This is a genomic window from Rahnella inusitata, assembly GCF_003263515.1.
GTDB classification, from domain to species: domain Bacteria; phylum Pseudomonadota; class Gammaproteobacteria; order Enterobacterales; family Enterobacteriaceae; genus Rahnella; species Rahnella inusitata.
The window spans coordinates 378,930-405,320 of record NZ_JYDE01000017.1 but is presented as its reverse complement, the minus strand read 5'-3'; the positions used below and the strand labels follow the sequence as shown (position 1 = coordinate 405,320).

Here is a 26,391-nt window from a genome sequence, read left to right as displayed (position 1 = left end):
GAAAATCGCCATGAAACAACATTGTCCGCACCCGGATTTACTTCAGGTGGAGCCGTTCGAGGCAATTATCGACGAAGAGCTGGAACCGGGCGATATCGTCTACATTCCACCGGGCTTCCCGCACGACGGTTACTCGCTGGAAAACTCGCTCAACTATTCGGTCGGTTTCCGCGCGCCGAACACCCGCGAGATGATAAGCGGCTTCGCAGACTACGTTCTTTCCCGTGAACTGGGCAGCCACCGCTATACGGATCCAGATCTGGTGGAACGCGATCATCCGGCTGAAATACAGCCTGCTGAACTGGATAAACTGCGTGGCATGATGCTTGATCTTATCGGCAATCCGGAGCATTTCAACAGCTGGTTTGGCGAATTCATTTCCCAGTCGCGCCACGAGCTGGATCTGGCACCGCCGGAGCCGCCATATCAGGCAGGCGAAATCTATGAGCTGATGGAGTCCGGCGAAACGCTGGAACGCGTTGGCGGTTTACGCGTCTTGCGCGTGGGCGATGTGTGCTACGTCAACGGCGAAGCGATAGCTTCCGAACAGACCGCCGCGGTAGACGCCATGGCACGCCATAAAACTGTGACCCGTGAAATGCTAGGCGATGCACTCGACGATCCGTCATTTCTTGCACTGCTGTCTGCACTGGTTAACAGCGGTTATTGGTACTTCAACGACTGAATCTAATAAACCACAAGGGCATCTGTATGCCCTTGTGGTTCCAACGTTTTATCCCTATTCCCGATCTTCACACTGGCCATTCTCTCTGTGGATATTTTCAAAAAATCCGCCGCATCTGAACTCATTAATAATTCTAATATTTTAGCCGTCAATAACTTGTATCGGATAATAAAAAAACAGCATTAGACACCCATTTTAATATCCAATATATTCCTGCTGTAACTATCCTATCTATTTTTAACGTTTTAAAGCCAGGAATACTCATGAGATTTACAGATTTATTCAGAACATCATCAAAAACACCTCCACCGCAATACAATAACTTAAATTCAAATATAAATCGCTCATCAGAATATATTTTTGATTTAAGTATTAACCAAGAAATTGAAAGAAAATTACTGAAAACGATCAATAATAACATATCATCGGATATCACTAAACATGGTTCATCAGTAATGAACCATAGTATGCAAGTGGATATACCCAGAATGAATTACTATATCAATGGCCAGAAAATTTCCGTTCCAGGCTCAGAACACGAATCAATAGTTAACTATTCAAATCTCATTATGAGGCCTGAAAACCAATGGATACAGGAAAATATCGGGGCATTATCTTCATTTATGCATCAGGGAATATTCCCTGATTTTTTCGGTGCTGTTGATTCGTGGACTGCAAGTAATGGTGAAATATGGAATATCGAAATGATTACATTAGATCGTAACCATACGGAAAACGACTTTTACATTTCCAACTCTGGCATTGTTAAAATAATGTCTCAGGCTAAAGTAAAAAATGTCATGTTAAAAGGCGGAGACTTTGTTTTAGCAGACGTTAATAATAGTCATTTCTCATTGCAACTTTCTTTCTGTGTCGTAAAGAACAACGGGAGATGCATGGTAACTCCATTAATGCAGGGGAGCGATCGTTGCCGACTTAAAGTTAAAAAAACGGGTATGATGTAATCGTTTTAAGATAATAGAAAACCCTCTAAAGAGACTATAGGGCAAGCCGTTACTCAGACACAATAGGGATGTTAAACTGACGGTGAAACTGCCCGGAGTAAGGCCGGGCATCTGAAAATAAAGCATGACGTGCAATTACATTTCAATCCTGACTATCTCAATCGAACTAACGTTTTTATAAACGTTTTTTTGCTTTCTCTTCCTGGAATTTTAATCTTTAAGGCGGAATTATTATCCCTTAAAAGATTGCAAATCACTGCAATTCTTTTCGGAGTCCAAATGAATTGGTCGCCATCAAACATACCGAAAACTTTATGCCGTAATTGTGAATGTTTCAACCCTGCCTTTAGCACACGCGAAACTACAACCGCACAATTCTTTGAAAGAGGAGAAAATGATGCTCCGCCTTTAGAGACGATATTCCGCCAGGCTGTCTCCATCTCCCTTACATCCAGCCCACGTAAACCATAAACCACATGAGGAGTATTTTCTTCAGAGTAACAATCGATAAAGTAATCACTGCTAGTGAATTCATGCTGGTGAGTAACCGGATTGAAAATCATTACTCTGGATGCAGGACTTTTTTTGTAAAAACCTGGCAGTCCATCTCTTGATTTTTTAGGCCACCAACTCACATAAGCACTTTCCGCATGAATATCACCAATCATCATTGCCACATGCCCATAACGGGTACCTTCAGGATACCAAACAAATACCCATGCATTTATTTCAGAAGCAAACATACAGCTTTGTGATTGCGCTGTGACAAATTCCTTAAGACGTTTAATATCCTTTAACATAAAATTTCTTATAATCTCCTTTTAATCTCAAGAAAAACATTAAGTTATTTAATAAATCGATTTTAATAATATATATAAAAAATAATTAGCGACTAAAATATAAAATATTTATATTAAAAACGCGTAGTCATTATTTATAATATTGATTTCATCATATCATTAATTGTTATTTTTATCTAATTTATAAAAAAAACCAGATAATATATTGAATATTATCTGGTTTTTTGGACGATATTAAATGAGTTTTATTTACAACTCTTTAGCCGTCAGCTCTGCTATGCGCATAATCACCGATACCGCTTTCTCCATTCCTTCCAGCGTGACAAATTCATGTTTACCATGGAAGTTATAGCCACCGGTGAAGATGTTAGGACAAGGCAAGCCGCGGAATGAAAGCTGTGCGCCATCGGTGCCGCCGCGAATAGGCTTCATGACCGGCTCAATATCGCAATCTTTCATCGCCTGCTGCGCCAGCGCAATAATGTGCGGATGCTGTGCTACTTTGTCGCGCATGTTGTAATAGTGATCATCGAGAGTCACTTCGATATAGCAGTCGCGGTGCAGACCCTTACCGACCAGATGTGCAATATCAATAATCTTTTGCTTACGAGCTTCGAACTGCGGCTTCTCGAAATCACGAATGATGTAATGCATTTCCGCGCGCTCAACGTTGCCCTTGATGGTCGTCAGGTGATAGAAACCCTCATAACCCTCCGTATGCTCAGGCGTTTCATCAGCGGGTAATTCGCTATGGAAACGGGTTGCCAGTGACAATGCGTTGACCATCACGCCTTTTGCGCTGCCCGGATGCACGTTATTACCGACGATTTTAATGGTCGCGGATGCTGCATTGAAGTTTTCAAACTCCAACTCCCCTACCCCGCCGCCGTCAACGGTGTAGGCCCATTCCGCGCCAAAACCCGGAATATCAAAACTCTGCGCACCTTTACCGATTTCTTCATCCGGCGTAAACGCGATACGGATCGGACCGTGCGGCACGTTGCTATTTTTAAGACGCACCATGGCGGTGATGATTTCCGCGATACCTGATTTGTCGTCCGAACCGAGCAACGTTTTGCCATCGGTGGTGATCAGTGTCTGACCGAGTAACTGATGCAGAACCGGGAACATCACCGGCGAAAGCACTTCATCACCGTTGCCCAGCGCAATATCGCCGCCACGGTAATTCTCAACAATCTGCGGATTGACGTGTTTTGCAGTGAAATCAGGGGCGGTATCGAGATGAGAAATAAAGCCGATGACCGGCACTTTCCAGGCAACGTTGCCCGGTAACGTCGCCATTACGCAGCCTTTGTCACTGAGAGTTACCTGTGAAAAACCCAGATCAATCAGTTCGTTACGCAGTGCCTGCGCCAGCCTGAGCTGTCCGTCAGTGCTGGGCGTATGTTTAACATTGGGCTTAGATTGGGTATCGAAAGAAACGTAGTGAAGAAAACGGTCAAGCAACTTATCCATTTGGGTATCCTCTGGCGGCTGGGTTTTATTATGCGCAGCATGAATACCGTGAATATTGCGTCAGGTCATTTTTCACCAAGTTTACGCAAAGAACTCTTAGGATCCGGCGCAATTTTGGGGATGTATGGCTAAAAAAGCCCGGTTACGACCAGGCTTCGTCTTTTTTAGTCAGGAACTTATGCACGAACTCAGGGACGACCTCGCTTGCCAGCCCGTAGTGTTTCATGTCGAATTCGCTTTCTACCTGGCTTGGCTCGAGATTCAGCTCGACCGCACAGGCTCCGCCGATACGCGCTTCGTGAACAAATCCGGCGGCCGGATATACATGACCGGACGTGCCAATCGCCACGAAGAAATCAGCTCTGGCCAGCGCATCGTAGATTTTATCCATACCCAGCGGCATTTCGCCAAACCACACAATGTGCGGGCGCAGCGGTGCCGGGAACTGACAGCAGTGACAGCGATCGTCAACGCTCAGGTCACCCGGCCAGTCCAGGATCTGCCCGGACTGGGTGCAGCGTACTTTCAGCAATTCACCGTGCATGTGCAGCACGCGCGAACTGCCTGCGCGCTCATGCAAATTGTCGATGTTCTGCGTGACCAGCAGGAAGTTATCCCCGAGTGCTTCCTCCAGCGTCGCCAGCGCGTAATGCGCGGCATTCGGTTTGAGGTCGTCCTGTTGCAGCTGGCGGCGGCGTTCGTTGTAAAAACGCTGCACCAGCTCAGGATCGCGGCGATACCCTTCCGGGGTCGCCACATCTTCCACGCGGTGCTCTTCCCACAGGCCATCGGCGGCCCGGAAGGTACGGATCCCTGATTCTGCGGAAATCCCCGCGCCAGTCAGTACCACCACAAACGGTTTCTTCAGTGACGCGGCGGCCATGGAATCACGGTGAAAGATATTCGACCGGAAACGCTGGTGGCGAATGCGTTTATTTTTGCGAAACCGACACAGACGATGACGTGTGCGCATGACGTGCTCCTTACTCTCTGTGTCTGAATTTAAATACTGTTTTTGAAGATTTGATTACTGACCTCCACTGAGAACCCGGGCCGGATCGATGCGGCTTGCACGACGCGCCGGATACCAGCTTGCCAGTAGACTCAGCACCAAAGCGGTAAATAATACGCCCGCAACGTCAATCCAGTGAACTTCAGATGGCAGGAAGTCGATGAAATAAATGTCACCCGACAGGAACTGATGCCCGGTCAGCTTCTGCAATCCGTTAATGATGTTGGTCAGCTGGAAGGCGGCAATGACACCGATCACCACACCGGTTACGCTGCCGACCAGCCCCGCCAGTAAACCGTACCAGATGAAGACCGCGCGGATAAGTCCGTCTTTCGCCCCCAGTGTGCGCAAAATCGCAATATCGCTGCTTTTATCTTTCACAGCCATGACCAGCGTCGACACGATGTTGAAACAGGCGACGCCGATCACCAGCACCATCGCCATATACATAATCGCGCGAACCATCTGGATGTCGCGATACATATAGCCGTAAGTGCCAATCCAGCTGCTGATATAGACGTAAGCCTGCGTCACTTCACCGGCGTCGTGCACCAGTTTCTGCGCGGCAAACACATCGTTCACTTTGATATCGATACCGGTGACGCTGGTGCCCATATCCTGATACTGCTGCGCATCCGCCAGCGGTACCATGCCAAGACTGTGATCAAGCTGGCCGCTGAGCTGCAAAATCCCGGTAACCTGCAAACGGATCCGCTTCGGCTGTAGCAGTTTCATCTCCGGGTCGCTGTTGGGGATCATCACCGTCACCCAGTCGCCCTGCTTCACGCCAACGGCGTCCGCTACGCCTTTGCCGAGGATCAGTTGTTGCTCACCGGCCTTGAAATTCTGCCATGCGTTATTCTGCACAAACTTCGGTGCGGCGCTGACGCGGGACTCGCTCTGCGGATCCACGCCTTTTAGCTGGATGGCACGCAGTTTTGCGCCGTGCTCAATCAGACCGTTGAACTGAATATAAGGTGCAGCGGCCACAATACCGGGCACTTTTTCGACGCGATCCAGCACACCCTGCCAGTCGTTGAACGGCTGATTCACCGGACGAATTTCACCGTGCGGTACTACCGCCAGCACGCGATCTTTCAGTTCACGCTCGAAGCCGTTCATCGCGCTCAGGCCGACGATCAGTACTGCCACGCCAAGTGCGATGCCCAACGTTGAGATCACCGAAATCAGCGACACCATGCCGCTGCGACGACGACCCCGGCTGAACCGCAGGCCGATCAATAAAGAAAACGGAATGCCTGACATTACTTCGCTCCCAGCAACATCGAGTCCGGCTGCAATCTGCCGTCACGCATTTCCAGCTGACGGGTCAGACGGCTTGCCAGTTTGAGGTCGTGAGTCACCACCAGAAACGCCGTGCCCTGACGTACATTCAGTTCGCCGAGCAATTCGAAAATGCTGTCGGCATTGCGCTGATCGAGGTTACCGGTCGGTTCGTCCGCCAGTACCAGCGAAGGATTGTTGACCAGTGCGCGGGCAATCGCCACACGCTGGCGCTCACCACCGGAAAGCTCGGAAGGACGGTGATTACTGCGGTGTTGCAGACCTACCGCTTCAAGCATCGCCAGCGCACGCTCCTGTACTTCGGCAGATTTCTTTTTACCGATCAGCAATGGCATCGCGACGTTTTCCAGCGCGGTGAAATCGGGCAGCAGGTGGTGGAACTGATAGATGAAGCCCAGCTCACGGTTGCGCAGTTCTGATTTCGCAGAAGAAGACATCGCATTGAGCGACTGGCCTTTAAAAATAACTTCGCCGGAGGTCGGAGAGTCCAGTCCACCCAGCAAATGCAGCAAAGTACTTTTGCCGGAACCTGACGTCCCGACGATCGCCATCATCTCACCCGGCTGCATGTCGAAGGTCACGTCACGCAGTACATCGGTGTGCATCTTCCCTTCCTGATAAGTCTTACAGAGGTTGTCACACTGCAATAATAACGAATTACTCATAACGTAAAGCCTCTGCGGGGTGGGTGGCAGCAGCGCGCCAGGAAGGATACAGCGTTGATAATAAAGCAATGACCATCGCGACCAACGCAATGACCACCACCTGAACCGGTTCAATATCGACCGGCAGCGACGCGCCATCGAGCATCAGCCCGATAGCCGGCATAATAGTATTGAGCTGCGTGGCGAGCACAACGCCGAGTATGGCACCGAGTAACGCGCCGATGACGCCTGCGCTCGCACCCTGCACCATAAACACCGCCATAATCTGACGGCGGCTGAGTCCCTGCGTTTGCAAGATAGCGACTTCGCCCTGTTTCTCCATCACCAGCAGACCCAGCGACGTAATGATATTGAATGCGGCAACCGCCACTATCAGGCTAAGCAGCAGCCCCATCATGTTTTTCTCCATGCGCACCGCCTGGAACAGCTCGCCGCGACGCTCGCGCCAGTCTTTCCAGCTGCTGCCTTCCGGCAACTTTTGCGCGCTCAGGCTGTCGACGTCCAGCGGTTTGTCAAGAAACAGTCGCCAGCCGGTGACGTTGCCTTTCGGATAGAGCATCAGACGTGACGCATCCTGAATGTTAACCAGCATCTGGTAACCATCGACTTCGCTGTTGGCTGAAAACGTGCCGATCACGTTAAACAGACGCTGGCTCGGCACACGCCCAACCGGCGTGAACTGGCTGACGCTGGTAACCATCAGACGCAGTTGATCGCCACGGCGTACCTTCAGCTGTTGTGCCAGCTGATCGCCAAGAATGACGTTATATTTGCCAGGTTGCAGTTCCTGTTGGGCCACGCCAATCATGTATTTCGCCAGCGGGTCCTGGTCTGCGGGATTAACGCCGAGCATCACGCCCACCGCCACGCTGCCAGGGCTTTGCAGCACCACGTCACCGGTGGTCACGGGCACGGCGCGGTTCACGCTTTTCAGCGCGGTGACTTGCTCGTGAGTAATTTTTTGAGGGTCCAGCGATCCAACCGGTGTGGTGATCAACGCCTGAGGCATCAGACCCAGAATGTTACCTTCCAGATCCTTCTCAAAACCGTTCATGACCGACAGCACCGTCACCAGCGCCATCACCCCGAGGGTGATACCAATGGTGGATAACCAGGAGACAAACCGCCCAAAGCGGTCCGAACCACGCCCGCGCATGTAGCGCAGGCCTATGAATAACGCGACAGGTTGATACATGACTTCCGTTTTAAGTGCTTGGCCGCAAATAAGTGCATGGCGCAGACTAAAGTGATCAAGGATAATAAAGGCTAGCACCGCTTTATGGAACCATTAACCCAAAGTAATCGGTTTAACCCCGGGGCTCTTTTGTCCTTTTTTATTGCAAAGCCGGGTTGACCCCGATTGTCTGCGCATCGCAAGATACGGTCTGCTAATTGGCCACCTGCTGCCGCCAAACGAGAACGCAAAACAGCCTATGTCTCAAGATTATCGTTATTCATTGCCTGAACGCCCCGGCGACACCCGTCTTTTAGGGCAGCTTACCGGCTCCGCCTGTGCACTCGAATGTGCACAAATCAGTGAGCGTCACGCAGGCCCCGTCATGCTGATAGCACCGGATATGCAAAATGCCCTGCGTTTGCGCGATGAAATTCAGCAGTTTACCGATCACAAAGTGCTGAGCATTTCTGACTGGGAAACACTGCCGTACGACAGTTTCTCGCCGCATCAGGAAATCATTTCTTCCCGTCTTTCCAGCCTTTATCAACTTCCCACGATGGAACGCGGCATCATTATTCTGCCGGTGAATACATTGATGCAACGTGTCTGCCCGCACGAGTTTTTGCACGGTCATGCGCTGGTGATGAAAAAAGGCCAGCTGCTGTCACGCGACAAACTGCGTGCTCAGCTGGAACAGGCCGGTTACCGCAGCGTCGATCAGGTCATGGAGCACGGTGAGTTTGCCACCCGTGGCGCCCTGCTCGACCTGTATCCGATGGGCAGCGACGAGCCTTTCCGTATAGATTTCTTCGATGATGAAATCGATAGCCTGCGCACCTTTGACGTCGATACGCAGCGTACGCTGAGCGAAGTCGATCAGATCAATTTGCTGCCCGCGCACGAATTCCCGACCGACAAAAATGCCATCGAACTTTTCCGCAGCCAGTGGCGCGAAAAGTTTGAAGTTCGCCGCGACGCTGAACACGTTTATCAGCAGGTGAGTAAAGGGACCTTCCCGGCTGGGATCGAATACTGGCAGCCGCTGTTTTTCAGTCAACCGCTGACCACGCTGTTCAGCTATCTGCCGGAAAATACGCTGGTGCTCAATACCGGCGATCTGGAAACCGCCGCCGAGCGTTTCTGGCAGGATGCCACTCAGCGCTACGAAAGCCGCCGCGTGGATCCGATGCGTCCGCTGCTTGAGCCGGAAAACCTGTGGCTGCGGGTCGATACGCTGTTCGCTGAACTCAAAGCCTGGCCACGCGTTCAGCTGCGCACTGACTCGCTGCCGAAGAAAGCTGCAAACACTAATCTCAGCTACGAAACCTTGCCGGATCTCTCCGTGCAGCCGCAAAACAAAGCGCCAATGGATAACCTGCGCCGCTTTAACGAATCCTTTGCAGGCAGTCTGGTGTTCTCGGTTGAAAGTGAAGGCCGTCGCGAAACGTTGCAGGATTTACTGGCGCGCATCAAATTGATGCCGACGCTCATTACCCGCATCGAAGAAGCCGAATTCGCCGGACGTTACATCATGATCGGCGCCTGTGAGCGCGGATTCCTTGATGCCGATAAACAGCTGGCTCTGATTTGCGAAAGCGATCTGCTGGGTGAGCGCGTGGCGCGTCGCCGTCAGGACAGTCGCCGCACCATTAATACCGACACGCTGATCCGTAATCTCGCCGAGCTGCGCCCCGGCCAGCCGGTGGTTCACGTCGAACACGGCGTTGGCCGCTATCTGGGCCTCACCACGCTCGAGACCGGTGGTATTAAAGCTGAGTACCTGATCCTGACCTACGCCGGTGAAGATAAACTTTATGTGCCGGTATCGTCACTGCATCTTATCAGCCGCTACGCCGGCGGTGCCGATGACAGCGCGCCGCTGCACAAACTCGGCGGTGAGGCATGGTCGAAAGCCCGTCAGAAAGCCGCTGAGAAGGTCCGCGACGTGGCCGCCGAGCTGCTGGATATTTACGCCCAGCGCGAAGCCAAAACCGGTTTTGCGTTTAAGCATGACAAAGAGCAATACCAGCTGTTCTGTCAGGCTTTCCCGTTTGAAACCACGCCGGATCAGGCGCAGGCCATCAATGCCGTACTGGCTGACATGACTCAACCGCTGGCGATGGACCGGCTGGTGTGTGGTGACGTTGGCTTTGGTAAAACCGAAGTGGCAATGCGCGCTGCGTTCCTTGCCGTCGCCAACAACAAACAGGTGGCGGTTCTGGTGCCAACCACTTTGCTGGCACAGCAGCATTTCGACAACTTCCGCGACCGTTTTGCCAGCTGGCCGGTGCGCATCGAAATGATGTCGCGTTTCCGCAGCGCCAAAGAGCAACAGGCGGTGATTGAGGAAGCGGTCGAAGGCAAAGTCGATATTATTATCGGCACACATAAACTGCTGCAAAGTGACCTGCGCTGGAAAGATCTCGGCCTGCTGATTGTCGATGAAGAACACCGTTTCGGCGTGCGTCATAAAGAGCGTATTAAAGCGATGCGCGCTGACGTGGATATCCTGACGCTGACCGCCACACCGATCCCGCGCACGCTGAATATGGCGATGAGCGGCATGCGCGACCTGTCGATTATCGCCACGCCGCCCGCACGCCGTATGGCGGTCAAAACCTTTGTCCGCGAATACGACAGCCTGGTGATACGCGAGGCCATCCTGCGTGAAATTCTGCGCGGCGGGCAGGTTTATTACCTATTCAACGATGTCGAAAACATCGAGAAAGCCACGCAGCGCCTGGCAGAGCTGGTGCCGGAGGCGCGTATTGCCATCGGCCACGGCCAGATGCGCGAGCGCGATCTTGAACGGGTGATGAATGATTTTCACCATCAGCGTTTTAACGTACTGGTGTGTACCACGATCATTGAAACCGGTATCGACATTCCGACGGCCAACACCATCATCATTGAGCGCGCCGATCACTTTGGTCTGGCGCAGTTGCACCAGCTGCGCGGTCGCGTCGGGCGTTCGCATCATCAGGCCTACGCTTATCTGCTGACGCCACCGCCGAAAGCCATGTCCGTCGATGCGCATAAACGCCTCGAAGCTATTGCTTCGCTCGAAGATCTGGGTGCCGGTTTCGCGCTGGCGACGCACGACCTTGAAATTCGTGGCGCAGGCGAACTGCTGGGCGAAGGCCAGAGCGGGCAGATGACCAGCATCGGTTTCACGCTGTATATGGAGCTGCTGGAAAACGCCGTCGAAGCGCTGAAAGAAGGTCGCGAGCCATCGCTTGAGGATCTGACCACCAGTCAGACCGAAGTCGAAATGCGCATGCCTGCCCTGCTGCCGGAAGAATTCATTCCTGACGTCAATACACGCCTGTCGCTGTATAAACGCATCGCCAGTGCGAAAAGCGAAAATGAGCTGGACGAGCTGCGCGTGGAGCTTATCGACCGCTTCGGATCGCTGCCGGACGGTGCGCGCAATCTGATTCAGATAGCCGTGCTGCGACTTAAGGCGAAGGAACTGGGCATCAAACGTATTGAAGGCAATGAGCGCGGCGGCTTTATCGAGTTCGGCGATAAAAATCGCGTCGATCCGGGCCACCTGATTGGTTTGCTGCAAAAACAGCCGCAGGTTTACCGCCTCGACGGCCCGACCAAACTCAAGTTCATGCTGGACCTGACCGATCGGCCAAAACGCCTGAAATTTGTCAGCGATATGTTGGCAGATTTTGCTGAGCATTTGATCTGAGGTCGTAAGCAGATCTGAAGTGGTAAGCACAAAAATAAAGCCCGGTGAATTCATCCCTCACCGGGCTTTTTTACATCGTGATGTCACTCAAACGATTATTTACGCAGCGCCTTCACCTGTTCAGGGGTGATATCCCCCGGCAGACCGGCGAAGGTGACACGCAGATAGTTCACCATATCGGCGATCTGGGCGTCATTCAGACGATCCGCAAATCCCGGCATGGACTGCATGCTTTCGCCATTGGGAAATGCCTGCGCCGGTAAACCATCGAGCACTGAGACGATGAGATTACGGCCATCGGGCTGGCGCAGCGTGGCGTTGTTTTGCATCGCCACAGCGACGTGCGGTTTACCAGATCCATCGGCCATATGACAGCCAGAACATTGATCCAGATAAGTGATCCGCCCCGCATCATTGCCGCCCTGCCCGATGCTCACCGGTACTGCCACGGGCGGTTTATCCCCCAGCAGATAGGTGACTATGGCACGGTGGTCGTCGTCGGTCAGATGACGGGTGCTGAGATCGATAACTTTGTGCATTTCGTCAAACGCCGATCCTTGCGGTGAAATGCCGGTAGCGAGGAAACGGCTCAGACTGGCCGGATCCCAGCCGCGCTGCGCCAGCGCCTGCGGGGAGATGTCCGGCGCGGTGATGCGCCCGAGCGTTCCGCCTTTCAGGTTGTTATCGGTATCCATCTGCCCCAGTTTGCCGCGCGGCGTATGGCATTCTCCGCAGTGGCCGAGCACGTCCGTCAGATACTGCCCGCGCTGCCAATCGGCAGAATTCCCCTGCGAGCTGGCGGGCATCGGATCGGCGTTGCGGAATAACAGATTCCAGCCGATCATCGCCATGCGCTGGTTAAACGGGAACGGCATCTCATTTTCCGGCACTGGCTGATTCACCGCCGGACGGGTCATCAGAAACGTGTACATGTCGTCCGAATCTTTCCGCGCCACACCTTTATAGGAGGTATACGGCATCGCCGGATACAGGTGACGCCCGCCCGGAGCCACACCCTGAGTCAGCGCCAGATAGAAATCATCCGACGTCCAGCGACCAATGCCGTCGTCGGCGGAAGGTGTAAGGTTGCTGCCGAATATTTTGCCGAACGGCGTTTCCAGCGGATAGCCGCCCGCTAACGGAGCACCGCCGGACGCGGTGTGGCACGCGGCGCAGTCAGATGCCTGTACCAGATAACGGCCCCGTTCAATCTGCGCGCTGTCCGCCGTGACTTTCTGTACCGGTGCGTCCAGTGTGCGGTTTTCCCGCCACCACAGTACGGCGATAATGATAATAATCACCACCAGCAGCGCGAGGAAAAGACGTTTTATCATCACGCGTGCTCCCTGATCAGACCCGGCGTTTTCATCACCACGTCACGCACCGCTTCGTAATAACGGACGTAACCGGTACAGCGGCAGATGTGATTCTCCAGCGCGCCTTCAATCGCACTTTCCAGATCGGCAAGCGCAATCGGATGTTTTTCCAGCCGCTCAAGCAGCAGCGTCGCGGCATTCACAAATCCCGGTGTGCAATAACCGCACTGGAAGCTGTAATGCTCCATAAACGCTTGCTGAACCGGCGACAGCCGGACTTCACCTTGGTCATCGGTTTTGGCGTGGCCTTCGACGGTGCGGACTTTCTTACCGTTGAAAAAATGTGCGCCGGTGATGCAGGTGCGCACTTCTTCGCTGGTGCCGCTGTCGTGATCGACAATTGCCACGCAGGCGTGACAGATGCCCTGCCCGCAACCGAGCCGCGAACCGGTCAGCGCCACGTATTCGTGCAGGAAATCGATCATCATCAGGCCTTCAGGCACATCCAGCGGGCCGTAATGTTGATTATTGATGGTCAGCTCTAACGGCTGTGTTTTGATGCTCATTGTAAAACCTCACGAATATTTTCAGCACGGACGGGCAAATCACGGAAACGGTGACCGGTGGCGTGGGCGATGGCGTTCACCAGCGCAGCGACGACCGGGATCATCACCACTTCGGCCATGCCTTTCGGCGGATCGGTTTCCGACAGCGCAGGCAGGATCTCGCTGGTCTGTTTCCAGACCGCCACGTCGCTGGCGCGCGGCAGGTGGTAACGGTTGAAGTTCCAGGTACCGTTACCCGGCCCGTCTTCGTACAGCGGTAAATATTCATGCAATGCGTGACCGATGCCCATCGCCAGCCCGCCCTGTAACTGTCCGGAGACCAGTTCAGGCACGATCAGATTGCCGCACTCCATAATCGAGTGGTGCGTGAGTAATTCGACGTTTCCGGTGGCGATATCCACCGCAATTTCAGCCAGCGTACCGACCGCACTGTAGTAGGTCACAGACGCGTTATTACGCTGCGTCGGCGGGTAATAGACCGCGTCACGCGCCAGCGTCTGGTATTCACCCGCGCCGGTACGCACTGACATGCCGTCAACCGGCACGCGCTGACGCGCATTGTTGAGCGTGAAATCGGCTTCAGCCCACTGCCAGCGGTTGAAGACGTGAACCGCCGCACCGGTCAGCCCCTGCATCTCATAAGCTTTTTTTGCCAGCGTCTCAAGACTGAGAATTTGCATCCCGTTGGCCGTCAGACCGCCTTCCACCCAGCGGGCATCCTCTTTGCGCACGATGTATGGCGCAGCCTGTCCGCCGCCAATGCCGGTTTTCCAGATAGCCATCGCCGCCGGCCACAGGCCGTGATCGAAGACCAGACGCGCCGCTTCGCGGGTGCTGTGTGAAAAGTAATAGGCTGAGTTACTGGCGCTCGACGGTGAGCAGTAGGAGGGCGACCAGCGCGGATTTTTTTGCAGCTTGTCCTGCTCTTCCTGCGACATAATGTACGGATCGCCGCTGGTCTCCACCGGCAGCACTGACCAGTCGGTCACCGAGAAATGCGCCTGCTCCGCCGGTTTACCCAGCCATTCGGCGCACAGCACGGACTGTGACGTGGACATGCCCGTCCCCATTTCCGCACCGCTGTGCCACAGGCTTATCTGCCCGTTTTCGCTGATTTCGACGCGGGCGAATGACGTTTCCGCACCAGTACCGAAATCTTTCTGCACGCAGCCAAACCCGACGCCGTAACGTTTACCCGGATTCTGGCTTTCATAGGCGGCCTTGCGTTTTTCACGCTCCGTCCACAACGGATGGACGGCGGCTTCTTCCAGCACTTCATCCGCACGAATCGCACCTGCCGGAATCGCCCCCTGGGTATTTTTCATACCGGATTTCAAAACGTTGCGCATCCGGAAGGCAATCGGATCCAGCTTCAGTTCGGCGGCCAGTTCATCCATCATCATTTCGGTGGCGGCCATACTTTGCAGCGTGCCGTAACCACGGGCGGAACCGGCATCCAGCGCACGTGATGCCAGCCCGACGGCGGATAAATCACTTTTCGGGAAGTAGTAAATCGACTGCGCAGCGGTTGCGCCAACCATCACCACCGACGGGGTAAAGTTACTTCGCCCGCCGCCGTCTGCGGTCATTGCCGCATGGAACGACTGCAACATCCCGGTTTCACGGTTGACCGCGATGTCGTAATTCATATCAAACGCGTGACGCTTGAGGGAGGACTGAAACTGCTCGAAGCGGTCATTAGCCAGGCGCACCGGAGTGCCGTCACCGTACATCGCCGCCACCGCGCCGTAATACGGGAAGTTATAGTGATCTTTCGACCCGTAACCGACGGTGTAGCAAGGATGCATAATCAGCGTTTTCACCGTGCGGTGGGCTTTGGCCATCATGCGCGGCATTTCATCTGCGACTTCCTGCGGTGACTGCGTCGGCACCACCATATGCAGCGTTTGCGTGGCGGCGTCATACCAGCCGTTGGCGTTGTCGGGTTCAAGCGCCGAGGTATCGACAGACTGCGTGGTGAAACGTCGCGACATCACCAGCCAGTCCTGCGGCGGGGATTTCATTTCGTCTGCCATTTCCCCGGCGTAGAACATGCCCTGCTCATCCAGCTTGCCGCCTTCACGCCCTTCCGGCCAGACCGGCAGATGCTTGCGCATACCGGTCGGAAATACCGGCATATCTTTCAGGCTGGAGAAACGATCGTCTTCAAACGCAGTTTCTCCCCCGACGCGCACAAAGCGGAAAGTGCCCCAGGGATCGCGTTCCAGCGGGCCGGTTTTGGCGCCGTAGCGCACCACACCGTCTTTGAATTTCAGTGCGTTTTTCGCAAAGCGGAATTTGGCAAAATCCTGATAGACCAGAATGGCCACCGCCTGACCGAGATACGCAGGCGTTTTGCCTTCCGGCAGCAGCATGTCTTCGCCGTAAAATGCCGGGAATGCCAGACCGTCTCGCGCCAGTACGTCGGCGGTGACCAGTTGGTCGGGTTGCAGATCCTCACCGAGTAACGATAAATCCAGTCCTGCATAAGTTCTGTCTGCCTGCGTCACGCGCAGGATAAAGGCGTGCGCCTGTTTCTGCGGCCAGTGCGGCATATCTTTGGCGCGGATATCGCGGGCAAACACTTTCTGCCCCATGACTTTGGCTTTTCCGTCAATACGGAAACGGACGCGTTTGTGTTGTGCGTCCCACTGCGGCGATTGCAGGATTTTTTCTTCGAAGAGTGCCGCATAAGCACGGCTGTGTAGCGGCGCGAGATACACGGAGACACCAGCGATTACAGCGCCTTTCACAAAGCGCCGCCTGGACGGGTTAAAGTTGCTCATAAATTTCCTTGCTTCTTATTGTCTTTCTTATAGTCCGGCACATTTACAATTTGTCATAAATTCTGCAAATACCGTTTAACGCGGGCGATTATAGGTAGATGAGTTACTGGAAGTCATGACAGAAAACACATTTTTAATATTTCGTTCACAAATTTGCGCAAAATAGTGGGATAATTAATTCTGTTGCGCAAACAATGTACAAAAGGGATCGGAGCAAGATGGCAGGTATTATTCTCCTCGCCGCAGGGCTGGGGAGCCGGTTTATCGCCGCAGGCGGCGAAGGAAACAAGCTGAATGCCACACTGTCGAAAACAGCAGAAAATGCTGCCAGTGTTTTTGATATTACGCTCGGTCATGCGCTGGAAAGCGGACTGCCGGTACACGTCGTGACGCGCGCCGGGAACCTGCAGGTGCAGGCCAGCTGCCGCCGCGCAGGTGTGCCGTTTACGCTGACGGAAAGCACGGGCACCGGTGGTTCCATTGCCGCAGGCGTGCGCGATACGCCGGAGTGGGACGGCTGGCTGGTTCATCTCGCCGATATGCCGTTCGTTACGCCGGATATTTTCTCCACCGTGGCCGATACCCTGCACCTCAAGCCGGTGGTGCGCCCTTTCTGGCAAAATGAGCCGGGGCATCCGGTCGGTTTTGCCCGCGAAATGGGCGACAAACTTTTGCAACTGCGTGGCGATCATGATGCCCGCGAGCTTATCCGCAGCCATGACCTGCTGCGCATTGATTTCAATACTTCGGGCGTGATCGCAGACATTGATTTGCCCGGGGATCTTGCTCTTTCCCCGCGGCTTTTGAACGGAAATCTCCATGCAGCATCTTGATAATCATGTTATTTCAAAGGCGCGGGAATGGCTGGCACAGCAGCCGGTGTGGCTTTGTACAGTGCTGACAACCTACGGCTCTTCTCCGCGCGCGCCGGGCGCGCTGATGGTGGCGACCCAGGATGGACGCTATTGCGGGTCGCTCTCCGGCGGCTGCGTCGAAGAAGATTTTTTACAGCGGATAGCCGCCGGTGATTATCAGCAAGCCAGCCAGATTGTGCGCTACGGAGACGGTGGATTAACGCCAAACATTGCGCTGCCCTGTGGCGGATCGCTCGATGTGCTGATCGAATATCTGCCCGCTACGCAGGGGAATCTTGAGTACCTGCAACGCATGGGAATGGCGCTGGCCGGGCATTATGCGCTGGATAAATCGCTCACCCTGCCCGCTGCCTGTGACCATCTGGCGCTGACGGAGTATCACAGCGCCACACAGGTAATGCGTGACGGCGACTGCGTGCATCTGCATCTGGCCGCGCCCCCGCGCTTACTGATTGCCGGACTCTCGAGCGTCGCGCTGTATTGCGCCGACTTTGCCTGTGCGCTGGGTTTTGACGTGGTGGTGTGCGAATGCCGTGAAGACGTGCTGGAAAACTTTCTGCCGTTACTGAAAGCGGAAATACGGCTGGAGAAAGCGTTCCCTGCGAAGTATCTCGAACGGGAAAGTTGCCACGCCAATACGGCGATTGTGGCGCTGACCCACGATCCGCGTATGGATGACCTGACGCTGATGGAGGCGGTGAATACGCCTGCGTTTTACATCGGCGCAATGGGCTCACAGCGCAACAGCGCACGACGTCGCGAACGCCTGCAAACCATCGCCGATTTCTCAGCCGATGATTTCGCCCGTCTTCATGCCCCGGTCGGTTTATCCATCGGCAGCAAAACGCCGGCAGAAATTGCACTGGCGGTGATGGCCGACATCGTTAAGCACAAAAATGGGTTGAAAACCCACGGCGTGGCTGCCTGACCAGCAGAAGTGCGAACATAAAAAAAGCCTGAGGTTTGCACCTCAGGCTTTTAGTTTGCGACTTACCTGTGGGTTATGAACGGGTAAGCTGCAACTGACCGCTTTTATCCAGCGGGATTTGCGTGCCCGGATCGTGGTCCATACGCACTTTGCCCTGCTGATCGCCTATTTTATAGGTGACATCATACCCGAGCATTTTATCTTCTTTGTCATACACGGTTTTACAGCGCTGCTGCTGTGTGGTGTAAGTGTCGTTATTCTGCATGCTGCTCTGTACACGGTTACCCGCGTAGCCGCCACCCAGCGCACCGGCAACTGTCGCGACATCGCGACCGCGTCCGCCACCGAACTGATGACCCAGCACACCACCCGCGACGGCACCCAGAACGGAACCGGCGATCTGATGCTCATCCTGTACAGGACGGCGGTGAGTCACAGTGACGTTACGGCATTCCTGACGTGGCGTTTTCGTGGTCTCTTTGATTGGCGTCGCGCTGACAACCTGCGCGTATTGCGGCTCAGATGAAAAGACATTCATGCTCGCCACACCGGCAATGCCCAATGCCGCAGCCACACCAATACCGACCCCAGCTAACATTGACTTGTTCACAGGACTTCCTCCGAAAATGTTACCACGCATATTGCACCTTACTCAGGGCACATTCCTCAGTGGAAAACTTCACATCCTGAGGTTCGGCGTGCGTGAATCGCCGGCTATGAACTTGTTAAAGTTTGTACTCTGAAGCGTTAAGGAACAATAAGACGAAGTCTGTAAGTGCAGGAATTGCGGGTGTAACGGGGTGTTTCAGAGCATTCTTAGCGGACAAAGCCGGGCTTTAAGTGTCTGCTTGCGCCTGAAAAGAAAAAAGCCTGTAGTAAACAGGCTTTTAGAATAGAAACGACGTTAAAACCATTCAGCCGACAGAGAAAAAAAGTCGGCCAGTTCGCATCAGTGCAGCTTCAGGCGCGGGCGGATCACGCGGTTGATTCCGCCAACCAGCATCATCAGGCCGGTTTTAGTGTAGCCATGCAGCGCAATCTGATGCATGCGGTACAGGGAAACGTAAACCAGTCGCGCCAGGCGCCCTTCTACCATCATCGAACCGCGCATCAGGTTACCCATCAGACTGCCGACGGTGCTGAAACGGGACAAAGAAACCAGTGAACCGTGGTCTTTATACACGTAAGGTTTCAGACTCTGCCCTTTGCGCTGCGCCATGATATTTGCGAAGCAGCGTGACGCCATCTGGTGCGCGGACTGCGCGCGTGGCGGTACGAAACCACCGGACGGCTGCGGGCAGGATGCGCAGTCTCCAATCGCGTAAATGTTTGGATCGCGCGTGGTTTGCAGCGTCGGTTCAACCACCAGCTGATTGATACGGTTGGTTTCCAGACCGGCAATCTCTTTCATGAAGTCGGGCGCTTTGATACCCGCTGCCCAGACCATCAGATCCGCATCAATGAATTCGCCGGATTTGGTGTTAAGACCGTTTTTATCAGCACTGGTCACCATGGTTTGCGTCAGAACGCGCACGCCGAGCTTGGTCAGTTCCTGATGGGCGGCCGCAGAAATACGCGGCGGCAGCGCAGGCAGAATACGTTCACCGGCTTCCACCAGCGTGACGTTCAGCGCTTCGCTGTCCAACCCTTCAAAACCGTAGCTGTGCAGCTGTTTCACCGCGTTGTGCAGTTCCGCAGACAGCTCAACGCCGGTAGCGCCGCCGCCGACAATCGCGATGTTCACTTTTTTCTGTTTATCCGCGCTGGCGGAGAATTTGAGGAACAAATTCAGCATTTCGTTATGGAAACGGTGCGCCTGATGCGGGTTATCGAGGAAGATACAGTGATCTTTTACACCCGGCGTCCCGAAGTCATTGGAGGTACTGCCCAGCGCCATAACCAGCTGGTCATAGGCAATATCGCGCACCGGCACCAGCATTTCGCCGTTTTCATCACGAATTTCAGCCAGTTTGATGGTCTGATTTTCACGATCAATATCGGTCAGGGAACCGATCTGGAAAGTGAAGCCGTGGTTGCGGGCATGCGCCAGATAGCTCAGCGCATCCACGCCGTCATCCAGGCTGCCGGTCGCCACTTCGTGCAACAGTGGTTTCCATAAATGGCTGTGATTACGGTCGACCAGAATGATCTCCGCTTTCTTTTTACGGCCAAGCTTATGCCCGAGGCTGGTTGCCAGCTCCAGTCCGCCAGCGCCGCCGCCAATTATCACAATTTTCTTGATTGGTGATGTCAAAATGACCCCCTAAATGTGAACCAATTGTTATATAAGAGTTAAAAAATAATCCTTATATTACATAGGGTTGCTTAAGTTAAATCGGTATCTGAGAGGGAGGATATCATGCGTGGTGATTTGGTCATACCAAAATTGATGCAGGTCAATTTAAATTGATTTGTCTGATTTCAGTTAATGATTTGGCATAGATTTTGACGATTTTAAATCAGCAAGTTAGCGACAACGCAGTGATAAAAGTGAACCACTGATGTATCTCAGCCATAAAAAACCACTGCGCAAGGCAGTGGTTTTGGTCTTCGGCAGTTTCTGTCAGACGATGTTTTTGAAGGCTTTAATGCGCTGCAAATGCGTCGAAATATCCTTGAATTTATGGCTCTGCTTTTCGTCCCATTCAACAGGATAATAATGATGCAGCTTCTCAGCGGTTTTACTGCTGTCCAGTACGCCATCTTCACGGGATAAAATCACCAGACAGCGGTCACGATTTTTCTCACGGAAATCACTGATGCATTTGGTGGCGATATCTTCGTACTCTTCAGGACGATCGATTTTTCCAGCCATATTGTCCTGCGGCGACAAATTCGGATTGAACATTACCTGACGAATGCCGCACAGGAAACCGATGCGCTCGGCCCAGAAACCGCCGAGGCCCACGCCGCAAATCAGCGGATGCGGATCGCTGGTTTCTTGCAGGACTTTATCGACTTCTTTCAGCAAGTGCTGCATGTCGTGGCGCGGATGTAGCGTGCTGTAACTGATAAAGCGTACGTCCGGGTCAATAAACTGTAACTGCAATACTTTCTCGTGGTTACCGGGACTGGTTGAATCGAAACCATGCAAATAGATAATCATCGTTTACCTCATCCTGAATCTGCGAGACACCCTCATACGGTTCGAAAACCGTTACCGGGCAGCCTGTTTGTGTTCCTGCCAGCGGGCATCCAGCGCCGTTAAATCACGGTTTGCCTGCTGCCAGCGGGTTGAATTGAGCAGGTCCTGACGGGCCTCTTTTCCCGTGTAGCGTCCGCGATGATACAGCTGCGCAACACGCTCTGCGTTGACCGGAGACAGGTTATCCAGCACGCTGACCGCGCCTTCACGATGGTTACACACCAGAATCATGTCGCATCCGGCATCCAGTGAAGCCTGACCGCGCTCGGCGTAACTGCCCATGATCGCCGCGCCCTCCATCGATAAATCGTCTGAGAAAATCACACCGTCAAAGCCCAGCTCTTTGCGAAGAATTTGTTGCAACCAGTAAGGCGAGCCGCTTGCCGGACGCGGATCGACCTGCGTGTAAATAACGTGCGCAGGCATGACAGCATCGAGCAACTTACGCTCATTGAGCTGGCGGAAAATGGCCATATCGTGCTCGCGGATAACCTCCAGCGGGCGATCGTCACGCGGCGTCTCTTTGTGGGAATCCGCACTGACCGCGCCGTGACCCGGAAAATGTTTACCAGTGGTTTTCATCCCCGCCGCATGCATGCCGCGAATGTAGTGTTCGGCCATCTCCAGCGCTTTTTGCGGTTCGGCGTGGAATGAACGCTCGCCGATAGCTGCGCTGATATGGCCGATATCCAGCACCGGCGCGAAGCTGATGTCGATATCCATTGCGATCATTTCAGAGGCCATCAGCCAGCCGCTTTCCTGCGCCAGCCGCCCCGCTTCGTGCGGTTCATTCAGTGCCACAAAAGATTGTGCGGCAGGCAGACGGGTAAACCCGTCGCGAAAACGCTGCACACGTCCACCTTCCTGATCGACGGCCAGCACCAGCCTGTCGTGTGATGCCGCACGGATCTGACGGATAAGCTCATGCAACTGCTCTACGTCATGATAGTTACGGGTGAACAAAATCAGTCCGCCCACCAGCGGGTGTTGCAAAATCTCACGTTCTTCGGCATCCAGCTCATAGCCAGCCACATCCAGCATTACAGGTCCCAACAAGATGAGCACTCCTTTTCAATCAGTTCAGCATTCAGTTAAGATTTCGCTATGGTCGCAGCGGTTGCGCCCATTCACAATATTTTAGCTCGCCGGTTTGCTGCCAGCGCACTTCAAACCACATCAGCATCAGGTAGTCGACCCAGGGTAACCAGCGGTTTACCTGCTGCTGTAAAAGGACGAGATCACGGTAACCGCCCGCATCGACGTAGCGCTGCACCAGCGCATGCTGCTGCACTGCATTCCAGCCATTACTGCGAACCATTGCCGCCAGTTCCAGCGCGATATCGCCATCCGCTGCATATTCCCAGTCAATCAGACGCAGGCCGTGCGGCGTTTCCAGCACATTACCGGCGTGAATATCCATGTGCACCAGCGACAATCGCAGCGGCGCAGGCGGCCTGCAACGCATCATTTTTTTATGCAGGCGCAACCAGGCCGGCGTCAGACGACGGCGGTCAATGTGCTGCCAGTAATGTGCGAACTGCTGCTGCAAATCCAGCCGGTAACCTGTAAGCGGCAGGTGATGCAATTTTACTAAAGACTGCGTCAGCACATCCTGAGCCGCACCTGCAAAGGCATCCTCCGCAAGCGGCGCGCCGTCAAGCCAGTCGACTAAGAGCCACGGCGAAGAATAAAGTCTGACACAGGGGCCAAGATTATGCCGCGCGATATGCCGCAAAATCGAATGCTCGCGTCGCCGGTCTGCCCCCGAAATCTGTCGGTCAGGTGAGTGAAAACGCGCCAGCATTTCGCCGGAAGACATGCTGACTCTCCAGCTCTCGCCGGTCAGCCCGGCAACCGGCGACAAATGAAAACCGGCGGTTTTCACCGCCGGATAATGTTGCTCAATCAGTTGCGCAAGCTGAGAATTAATTCTGAACGGCACCGCGGCCTGACCAGACAATTTCGCCGCTCGGTGCGGTAATAAGACGCATCGACATCGTCGGCGCTTTCACATCACCGCTCACCGTGCTGTAAAGGACGTATTGCGCTTTGACGATGTTCGCCAGACCGATGGCTTTGCTGACGGACGCCAGGCTGTCGTCAGGCGATAATCCCAAAGACTGTTTGGCAGAAGCCACCTGTTCGGCAGGGACAACCTGGAAAGTGGTGTTGTTGGCCAGCGCGTTGCGTAAAGCATCCGTCGCTTTGGCGGTTTGCAGCGAACCGTTGGTGCTGTTTTTCACGCTATCCACCAGCAGAACGCTGCCGGACTGCACGCCTTCAGCCTTGAGCATTTTTGTCAGCAACGGCGAAACGGTCGCAGTCCAGTCAATATTGGCAAATTTCGGCGGCTGAGGAACAGGCTGAACCGGTGGTTGCTCCGGCACTGGCGGATTCACCGGAGGCAGCGGCTCTTGCGGCTGCTGTGGTTGTTCCGGCTGTTGTGGCTGCTGCTGGTTTGGTAGCGAACAACCACCGAGGATCAGTGCGGCCATTGCCACAATGAGGAAATACTTTTTCATCAACCTGCTCCGTTATGGAAATTAGAGATAAAGGTAAAGGCGCACACTGTACGCATCAAGATTGCCGTTCAGCGAGTTGATTTCCACGCTGCTGTTGGCAGGCACGATGACCGTGCGCGCATCGGCGACGGGCAGTAAATCCAGCCCCTGTTTGTCATACCAGAAGAAACGATAATGCAGCGTCACAGCATGCGGCTGGTTGTTATTGAGCGTGCTGGTGGCTTGTTTTTGTCCACCGGTTTCACCCACGGCGGGGGAACTGGGAATGATTCCCGCGGTAAGAACAGGCGATTCCATCACAATCCTTTGCTGATTATTGAGCGCAATGCCCGGACGACTGCTGCATCCCATCAACAAAAGCACTGGCAATAATGCCATCAAAAATCGCATATTTTATCCTTACTGGCGCGACAGCAATGGGCCAAGCGCATGGCCACCGACAAGGTGCATGTGTATATGATAAACCTCCTGCCCGCCGTCACGGTTGCAGTTAACAATCAGACGGTAGCCGCTTTCGGCGATCCCTTCCTGTTCTGCGATTTTCGCCGCTACCGTCATCATGCGGCCGAGCGCAGCTTCGTGCGTGGCATCCACATCATTCATGGTGGGGATCAGAACGTTGGGAATAATCAGGATATGACTGGGTGCCTGAGGAGATATATCGCGAAATGCGGTGACGAGCTCGTCCTGATAAACCACATCTGCCGGAATTTCACGGCGTATAATTTTGCTGAAAATTGTCTCTTCGGCCATCTTAACTGTCCTTAACATAGTAAAAAGCGATGTACGCAGTATGGGTTAGAATTTCCATTCCTTTCAACCTGATTACGCTTTTAGCTGCTTAATTGCCGCAGAAAGCGCCAGCAAGTGCGTAATGGCAAATCGCAGGCATGAAAAAAGGAGGCCGAAGCCTCCTCTCTCAGAACTCATACTGCTCAGCATTAATGGCTGCGCATGTACTCGTCCATATCTGTTTTCAGGTTATCCGACTTGGTGCCGAAAATTGCCTGAACACCAGAACCTGCCACAACCACACCGGCTGCACCCAGTTTTTTCAGGCCAGCCTGATCAACTTTAGAGATATCAGCCACGCTGACACGCAGACGGGTGATACAGGCATCCAGGTTAGTGATGTTGTCTTTACCGCCGAAAGCCTGAACCAGAGACGCAGACATTTCTGAACCGCCCTGAGTTGTCGTTTCGCTGGCAGAGTCTTCACGACCCGGCGTTTTCAGATCCAGTTTGGCAATCAGGAAACGGAAGATGCTGTAGTAAACCACTGCATATACCGCACCCACCAGAGGGAACAGCCAGATACGGCTGCTGTTGCCACTCAGCACGATGAAGTCGATCAGACCGTGTGAGAAGCTGGTGCCATCACGCATACCCAACAGGATACAAATTGGGAACGCCAGACCTGCCAGAATTGCGTGGATCACGTACAGGATCGGCGCAACGAACATGAAGGAGAATTCGATTGGCTCGGTGATACCGGTCAGGAACGCGGTCAGCGCAGCGGAGATCATGATGCCGCCGACTTTCGCACGGTTCTCAGGTTTCGCTGAATGCCAGATAGCGACTGCAGCAGCTGGCAGACCGTACATTTTGAACAGGAAGCCACCTGACAGTTTACCCGCAGTCGGGTCACCGGCCATATAACGTGGGATGTCGCCGTGGAAGACCTGACCTGCGGAGTTCACGTATTCACCGATTTGCATCTGGAATGGAACGTTCCAGATATGATGCAGGCCAAACGGTACCAGCGCACGTTCAACCACACCGTAGATACCGAATGCCACAACCGGGTTCTGGTAAGCAGCCCATTGGGAGAAGGTTTGGATTGCGCTGCCGATTGGAGGCCAGATGAAGGACAGAACCACACCCAGGATGATAGCGGCCATACCGGAGATGATTGGCACAAAGCGTTTACCGGCGAAGAAGCCCAGATATTCTGGCAACTTGATACGGTAGAAACGGTTGAACATGTATGCCGCAATCGCACCCGAGATAATACCGCCGAGTACGCCGGTATCCGCCAGATGGCTGGCTGCGATTTCTTCAGCCGGCAAATGCAGAACCAGAGGTGCTACAACTGCCATGGTTTTAACCATGATGCCGTAAGCCACAACTGCCGCCAGTGCAGAAACACCGTCGTTGTTGGTAAAGCCTAATGCAACGCCGATAGCGAAGATCAAAGGCATGTTAGCGAAGACTGAACCACCGGCTTCGGCCATAACATGAGAAACGATCAGTGGCAGCCAGCTAAAGTTTGCGGAACCGACGCCAAGCAGGATACCTGCGATTGGCAATACGGAAACGGGCAACATTAGCGATTTACCGACCTTCTGAAGGTTTGCAAACGCGTTCTTAAACATAATTGAGTGTGCTCCTGAGTAATGATGCTTTTTGATACTTCATGCGGTTCGTCTGATAACTGACCGCTTTGTAAAACGCTCGTGGAGCCTTTT

The 26,391-nt window shown here is 53.7% G+C and carries 23 protein-coding genes; 5 read left to right on the top strand and 18 right to left on the bottom strand.

All coding sequences use genetic code 11. The features are described 5' to 3' along the window. Positions 1-685 (top strand): ribosomal protein uL16 3-hydroxylase (locus tag TU92_RS11765; RefSeq protein WP_136627588.1); only part of this gene is annotated, 685 nt, incomplete at its 5' end. Between the two features lie 263 nt (positions 686-948). Then, the gene (locus TU92_RS11760) at positions 949-1,650 is read left to right on the top strand and encodes a hypothetical protein (protein ID WP_136627587.1); all 702 of its coding nucleotides are present in this window, start codon (positions 949-951) and stop codon (positions 1,648-1,650) included. Between the two features lie 152 nt (positions 1,651-1,802). On the opposite strand, the gene TU92_RS11755 is transcribed toward TU92_RS11760, so the two are convergent. From TU92_RS11755 to lolC, 6 genes are all read right to left on the bottom strand, one after another. Then, a complete protein-coding gene (locus TU92_RS11755) occupies positions 1,803-2,450 on the bottom strand; it encodes a hypothetical protein (RefSeq protein ID WP_112167374.1) in 648 nt (215 codons plus the stop codon). Between the two features lie 249 nt (positions 2,451-2,699). Then, positions 2,700-3,926, bottom strand: a complete 1,227-nt coding sequence (gene pepT / locus TU92_RS11750) for a peptidase T (RefSeq protein ID WP_112167372.1) — start codon at positions 3,924-3,926, stop codon at positions 2,700-2,702. Between the two features lie 142 nt (positions 3,927-4,068). Continuing rightward, positions 4,069-4,899, bottom strand: coding sequence for a Sir2 family NAD+-dependent deacetylase (cobB, locus tag TU92_RS11745; protein WP_112167370.1), 831 nt, complete (start codon positions 4,897-4,899; stop codon positions 4,069-4,071). A gap of 54 nt (positions 4,900-4,953) precedes the next feature. Continuing rightward, positions 4,954-6,204 (bottom strand): lipoprotein-releasing ABC transporter permease subunit LolE, encoded by a 1,251-nt coding sequence (gene lolE / locus TU92_RS11740; protein WP_112167368.1) that lies wholly within the window; start codon positions 6,202-6,204, stop codon positions 4,954-4,956. Next, positions 6,204-6,908 (bottom strand): lipoprotein-releasing ABC transporter ATP-binding protein LolD, encoded by a 705-nt coding sequence (gene lolD, locus TU92_RS11735; RefSeq protein ID WP_112167366.1) that lies wholly within the window; start codon positions 6,906-6,908, stop codon positions 6,204-6,206. Before lolD ends, lolE begins: the two co-directional genes overlap by 1 nt. Next, positions 6,901-8,103: a lipoprotein-releasing ABC transporter permease subunit LolC gene (gene lolC / locus TU92_RS11730; protein ID WP_112167363.1), complete on the bottom strand. Its 1,203-nt coding sequence runs from the start codon at positions 8,101-8,103 to the stop codon at positions 6,901-6,903. Before lolC ends, lolD begins: the two co-directional genes overlap by 8 nt. Positions 8,104-8,341: 238 nt before the next feature. Between lolC and mfd the strand changes: the two genes are divergently transcribed. Next, positions 8,342-11,785 carry a transcription-repair coupling factor gene (gene mfd, locus TU92_RS11725; protein WP_112167361.1) on the top strand — a complete coding sequence of 1,148 codons (3,444 nt, stop codon included), beginning with the start codon at positions 8,342-8,344 and terminating at the stop codon, positions 11,783-11,785. A gap of 95 nt (positions 11,786-11,880) precedes the next feature. Here the strand turns inward: mfd and TU92_RS11720 are convergent, their stop codons facing one another. Genes TU92_RS11720 through TU92_RS11710 form a run of 3 tightly spaced genes read right to left on the bottom strand, consistent with a single transcriptional unit; the run spans position 11,881 to position 16,453 of the window. After that, positions 11,881-13,119, bottom strand: coding sequence for a cytochrome c (locus TU92_RS11720; protein WP_112167359.1), 1,239 nt, complete (start codon positions 13,117-13,119; stop codon positions 11,881-11,883). After that, positions 13,119-13,667 carry a (2Fe-2S)-binding protein gene (locus TU92_RS11715; protein ID WP_112167357.1) on the bottom strand — a complete coding sequence of 183 codons (549 nt, stop codon included), beginning with the start codon at positions 13,665-13,667 and terminating at the stop codon, positions 13,119-13,121. The genes TU92_RS11720 and TU92_RS11715 overlap by 1 nt, the downstream gene beginning before the upstream one ends. Next, on the bottom strand, positions 13,664-16,453 hold the full coding sequence (locus TU92_RS11710; RefSeq protein WP_112167356.1) for a xanthine dehydrogenase family protein molybdopterin-binding subunit: 2,790 nt from the start codon (positions 16,451-16,453) through the stop codon (positions 13,664-13,666). Before TU92_RS11710 ends, TU92_RS11715 begins: the two co-directional genes overlap by 4 nt. Before the next feature lie 218 nt (positions 16,454-16,671). Between TU92_RS11710 and TU92_RS11705 the strand changes: the two genes are divergently transcribed. Together TU92_RS11705 and TU92_RS11700 are read left to right on the top strand one after the other, a co-directional pair. Beyond that, positions 16,672-17,286 carry a nucleotidyltransferase family protein gene (locus TU92_RS11705; protein WP_112167353.1) on the top strand — a complete coding sequence of 205 codons (615 nt, stop codon included), beginning with the start codon at positions 16,672-16,674 and terminating at the stop codon, positions 17,284-17,286. Next, complete coding sequence (locus TU92_RS11700) at positions 17,273-18,256, top strand: XdhC family protein (protein WP_112167349.1); 984 nt, start codon at positions 17,273-17,275, stop codon at positions 18,254-18,256. Before TU92_RS11705 ends, TU92_RS11700 begins: the two co-directional genes overlap by 14 nt. Before the next feature lie 73 nt (positions 18,257-18,329). On the opposite strand, the gene TU92_RS11695 is transcribed toward TU92_RS11700, so the two are convergent. The 9 genes from TU92_RS11695 to ptsG form a co-directional block, all read right to left on the bottom strand. Continuing rightward, positions 18,330-18,866 carry a glycine zipper 2TM domain-containing protein gene (locus tag TU92_RS11695; protein WP_112167345.1) on the bottom strand — a complete coding sequence of 179 codons (537 nt, stop codon included), beginning with the start codon at positions 18,864-18,866 and terminating at the stop codon, positions 18,330-18,332. Positions 18,867-19,205: 339 nt separating this feature from the next. Continuing rightward, on the bottom strand, positions 19,206-20,510 hold the full coding sequence (locus TU92_RS11690; RefSeq protein WP_112167342.1) for an NAD(P)/FAD-dependent oxidoreductase: 1,305 nt from the start codon (positions 20,508-20,510) through the stop codon (positions 19,206-19,208). A 309-nt stretch (positions 20,511-20,819) separates the two neighbouring features. Beyond that, entirely contained in the window at positions 20,820-21,362 is a 543-nt protein-coding gene (gene ycfP / locus TU92_RS11685; protein WP_112167339.1) for an alpha/beta hydrolase YcfP, read from the bottom strand. A gap of 51 nt (positions 21,363-21,413) precedes the next feature. Continuing rightward, on the bottom strand, positions 21,414-22,454 hold the full coding sequence (nagZ, locus tag TU92_RS11680; protein ID WP_244207729.1) for a beta-N-acetylhexosaminidase: 1,041 nt from the start codon (positions 22,452-22,454) through the stop codon (positions 21,414-21,416). Between the two features lie 49 nt (positions 22,455-22,503). Beyond that, the gene (locus tag TU92_RS11675; RefSeq protein ID WP_244207728.1) at positions 22,504-23,307 is read right to left on the bottom strand and encodes a phosphotransferase; all 804 of its coding nucleotides are present in this window, start codon (positions 23,305-23,307) and stop codon (positions 22,504-22,506) included. A 19-nt stretch (positions 23,308-23,326) separates the two neighbouring features. Further along, positions 23,327-23,923, bottom strand: a complete 597-nt coding sequence (gene lpoB / locus TU92_RS11670; RefSeq protein WP_112167333.1) for a penicillin-binding protein activator LpoB — start codon at positions 23,921-23,923, stop codon at positions 23,327-23,329. Between the two features lie 21 nt (positions 23,924-23,944). After that, entirely contained in the window at positions 23,945-24,313 is a 369-nt protein-coding gene (locus tag TU92_RS11665) for a YcfL family putative periplasmic lipoprotein (protein ID WP_112167330.1), read from the bottom strand. A gap of 9 nt (positions 24,314-24,322) precedes the next feature. Then, positions 24,323-24,676 (bottom strand): purine nucleoside phosphoramidase, encoded by a 354-nt coding sequence (gene hinT / locus TU92_RS11660; RefSeq protein ID WP_112167327.1) that lies wholly within the window; start codon positions 24,674-24,676, stop codon positions 24,323-24,325. A 188-nt stretch (positions 24,677-24,864) separates the two neighbouring features. Then, on the bottom strand, positions 24,865-26,298 hold the full coding sequence (ptsG, locus tag TU92_RS11655) for a PTS glucose transporter subunit IIBC (protein ID WP_112167324.1): 1,434 nt from the start codon (positions 26,296-26,298) through the stop codon (positions 24,865-24,867). Positions 26,299-26,391 lie beyond the last annotated feature (93 nt).

What these genes read in the sequence shown, in the direction of transcription:
- mfd (WP_112167361.1), top strand. Translation starts at nt 8,342, where the DNA reads ATGTCTCAAGATTATCGTTATTCATTGCCTGAACGCCCCGGCGACACC.
- lolC (WP_112167363.1), bottom strand. Translation starts at nt 8,103, where the DNA reads ATGTATCAACCTGTCGCGTTATTCATAGGCCTGCGCTACATGCGCGGG.
- ycfP (WP_112167339.1), bottom strand. Translation starts at nt 21,362, where the DNA reads ATGATTATCTATTTGCATGGTTTCGATTCAACCAGTCCCGGTAACCAC.
- TU92_RS11720 (WP_112167359.1), bottom strand. Translation starts at nt 13,119, where the DNA reads ATGATAAAACGTCTTTTCCTCGCGCTGCTGGTGGTGATTATTATCATT.
- TU92_RS11760 (WP_136627587.1), top strand. Translation starts at nt 949, where the DNA reads ATGAGATTTACAGATTTATTCAGAACATCATCAAAAACACCTCCACCG.
- TU92_RS11715 (WP_112167357.1), bottom strand. Translation starts at nt 13,667, where the DNA reads ATGAGCATCAAAACACAGCCGTTAGAGCTGACCATCAATAATCAACAT.
- TU92_RS11710 (WP_112167356.1), bottom strand. Translation starts at nt 16,453, where the DNA reads ATGAGCAACTTTAACCCGTCCAGGCGGCGCTTTGTGAAAGGCGCTGTA.
- cobB (WP_112167370.1), bottom strand. Translation starts at nt 4,899, where the DNA reads ATGCGCACACGTCATCGTCTGTGTCGGTTTCGCAAAAATAAACGCATT.
- TU92_RS11665 (WP_112167330.1), bottom strand. Translation starts at nt 24,313, where the DNA reads ATGCGATTTTTGATGGCATTATTGCCAGTGCTTTTGTTGATGGGATGC.
- lolD (WP_112167366.1), bottom strand. Translation starts at nt 6,908, where the DNA reads ATGAGTAATTCGTTATTATTGCAGTGTGACAACCTCTGTAAGACTTAT.
- hinT (WP_112167327.1), bottom strand. Translation starts at nt 24,676, where the DNA reads ATGGCCGAAGAGACAATTTTCAGCAAAATTATACGCCGTGAAATTCCG.
- pepT (WP_112167372.1), bottom strand. Translation starts at nt 3,926, where the DNA reads ATGGATAAGTTGCTTGACCGTTTTCTTCACTACGTTTCTTTCGATACC.
- ptsG (WP_112167324.1), bottom strand. Translation starts at nt 26,298, where the DNA reads ATGTTTAAGAACGCGTTTGCAAACCTTCAGAAGGTCGGTAAATCGCTA.
- TU92_RS11700 (WP_112167349.1), top strand. Translation starts at nt 17,273, where the DNA reads ATGCAGCATCTTGATAATCATGTTATTTCAAAGGCGCGGGAATGGCTG.
- lolE (WP_112167368.1), bottom strand. Translation starts at nt 6,204, where the DNA reads ATGTCAGGCATTCCGTTTTCTTTATTGATCGGCCTGCGGTTCAGCCGG.
- lpoB (WP_112167333.1), bottom strand. Translation starts at nt 23,923, where the DNA reads ATGAAAAAGTATTTCCTCATTGTGGCAATGGCCGCACTGATCCTCGGT.
- TU92_RS11705 (WP_112167353.1), top strand. Translation starts at nt 16,672, where the DNA reads ATGGCAGGTATTATTCTCCTCGCCGCAGGGCTGGGGAGCCGGTTTATC.
- TU92_RS11755 (WP_112167374.1), bottom strand. Translation starts at nt 2,450, where the DNA reads ATGTTAAAGGATATTAAACGTCTTAAGGAATTTGTCACAGCGCAATCA.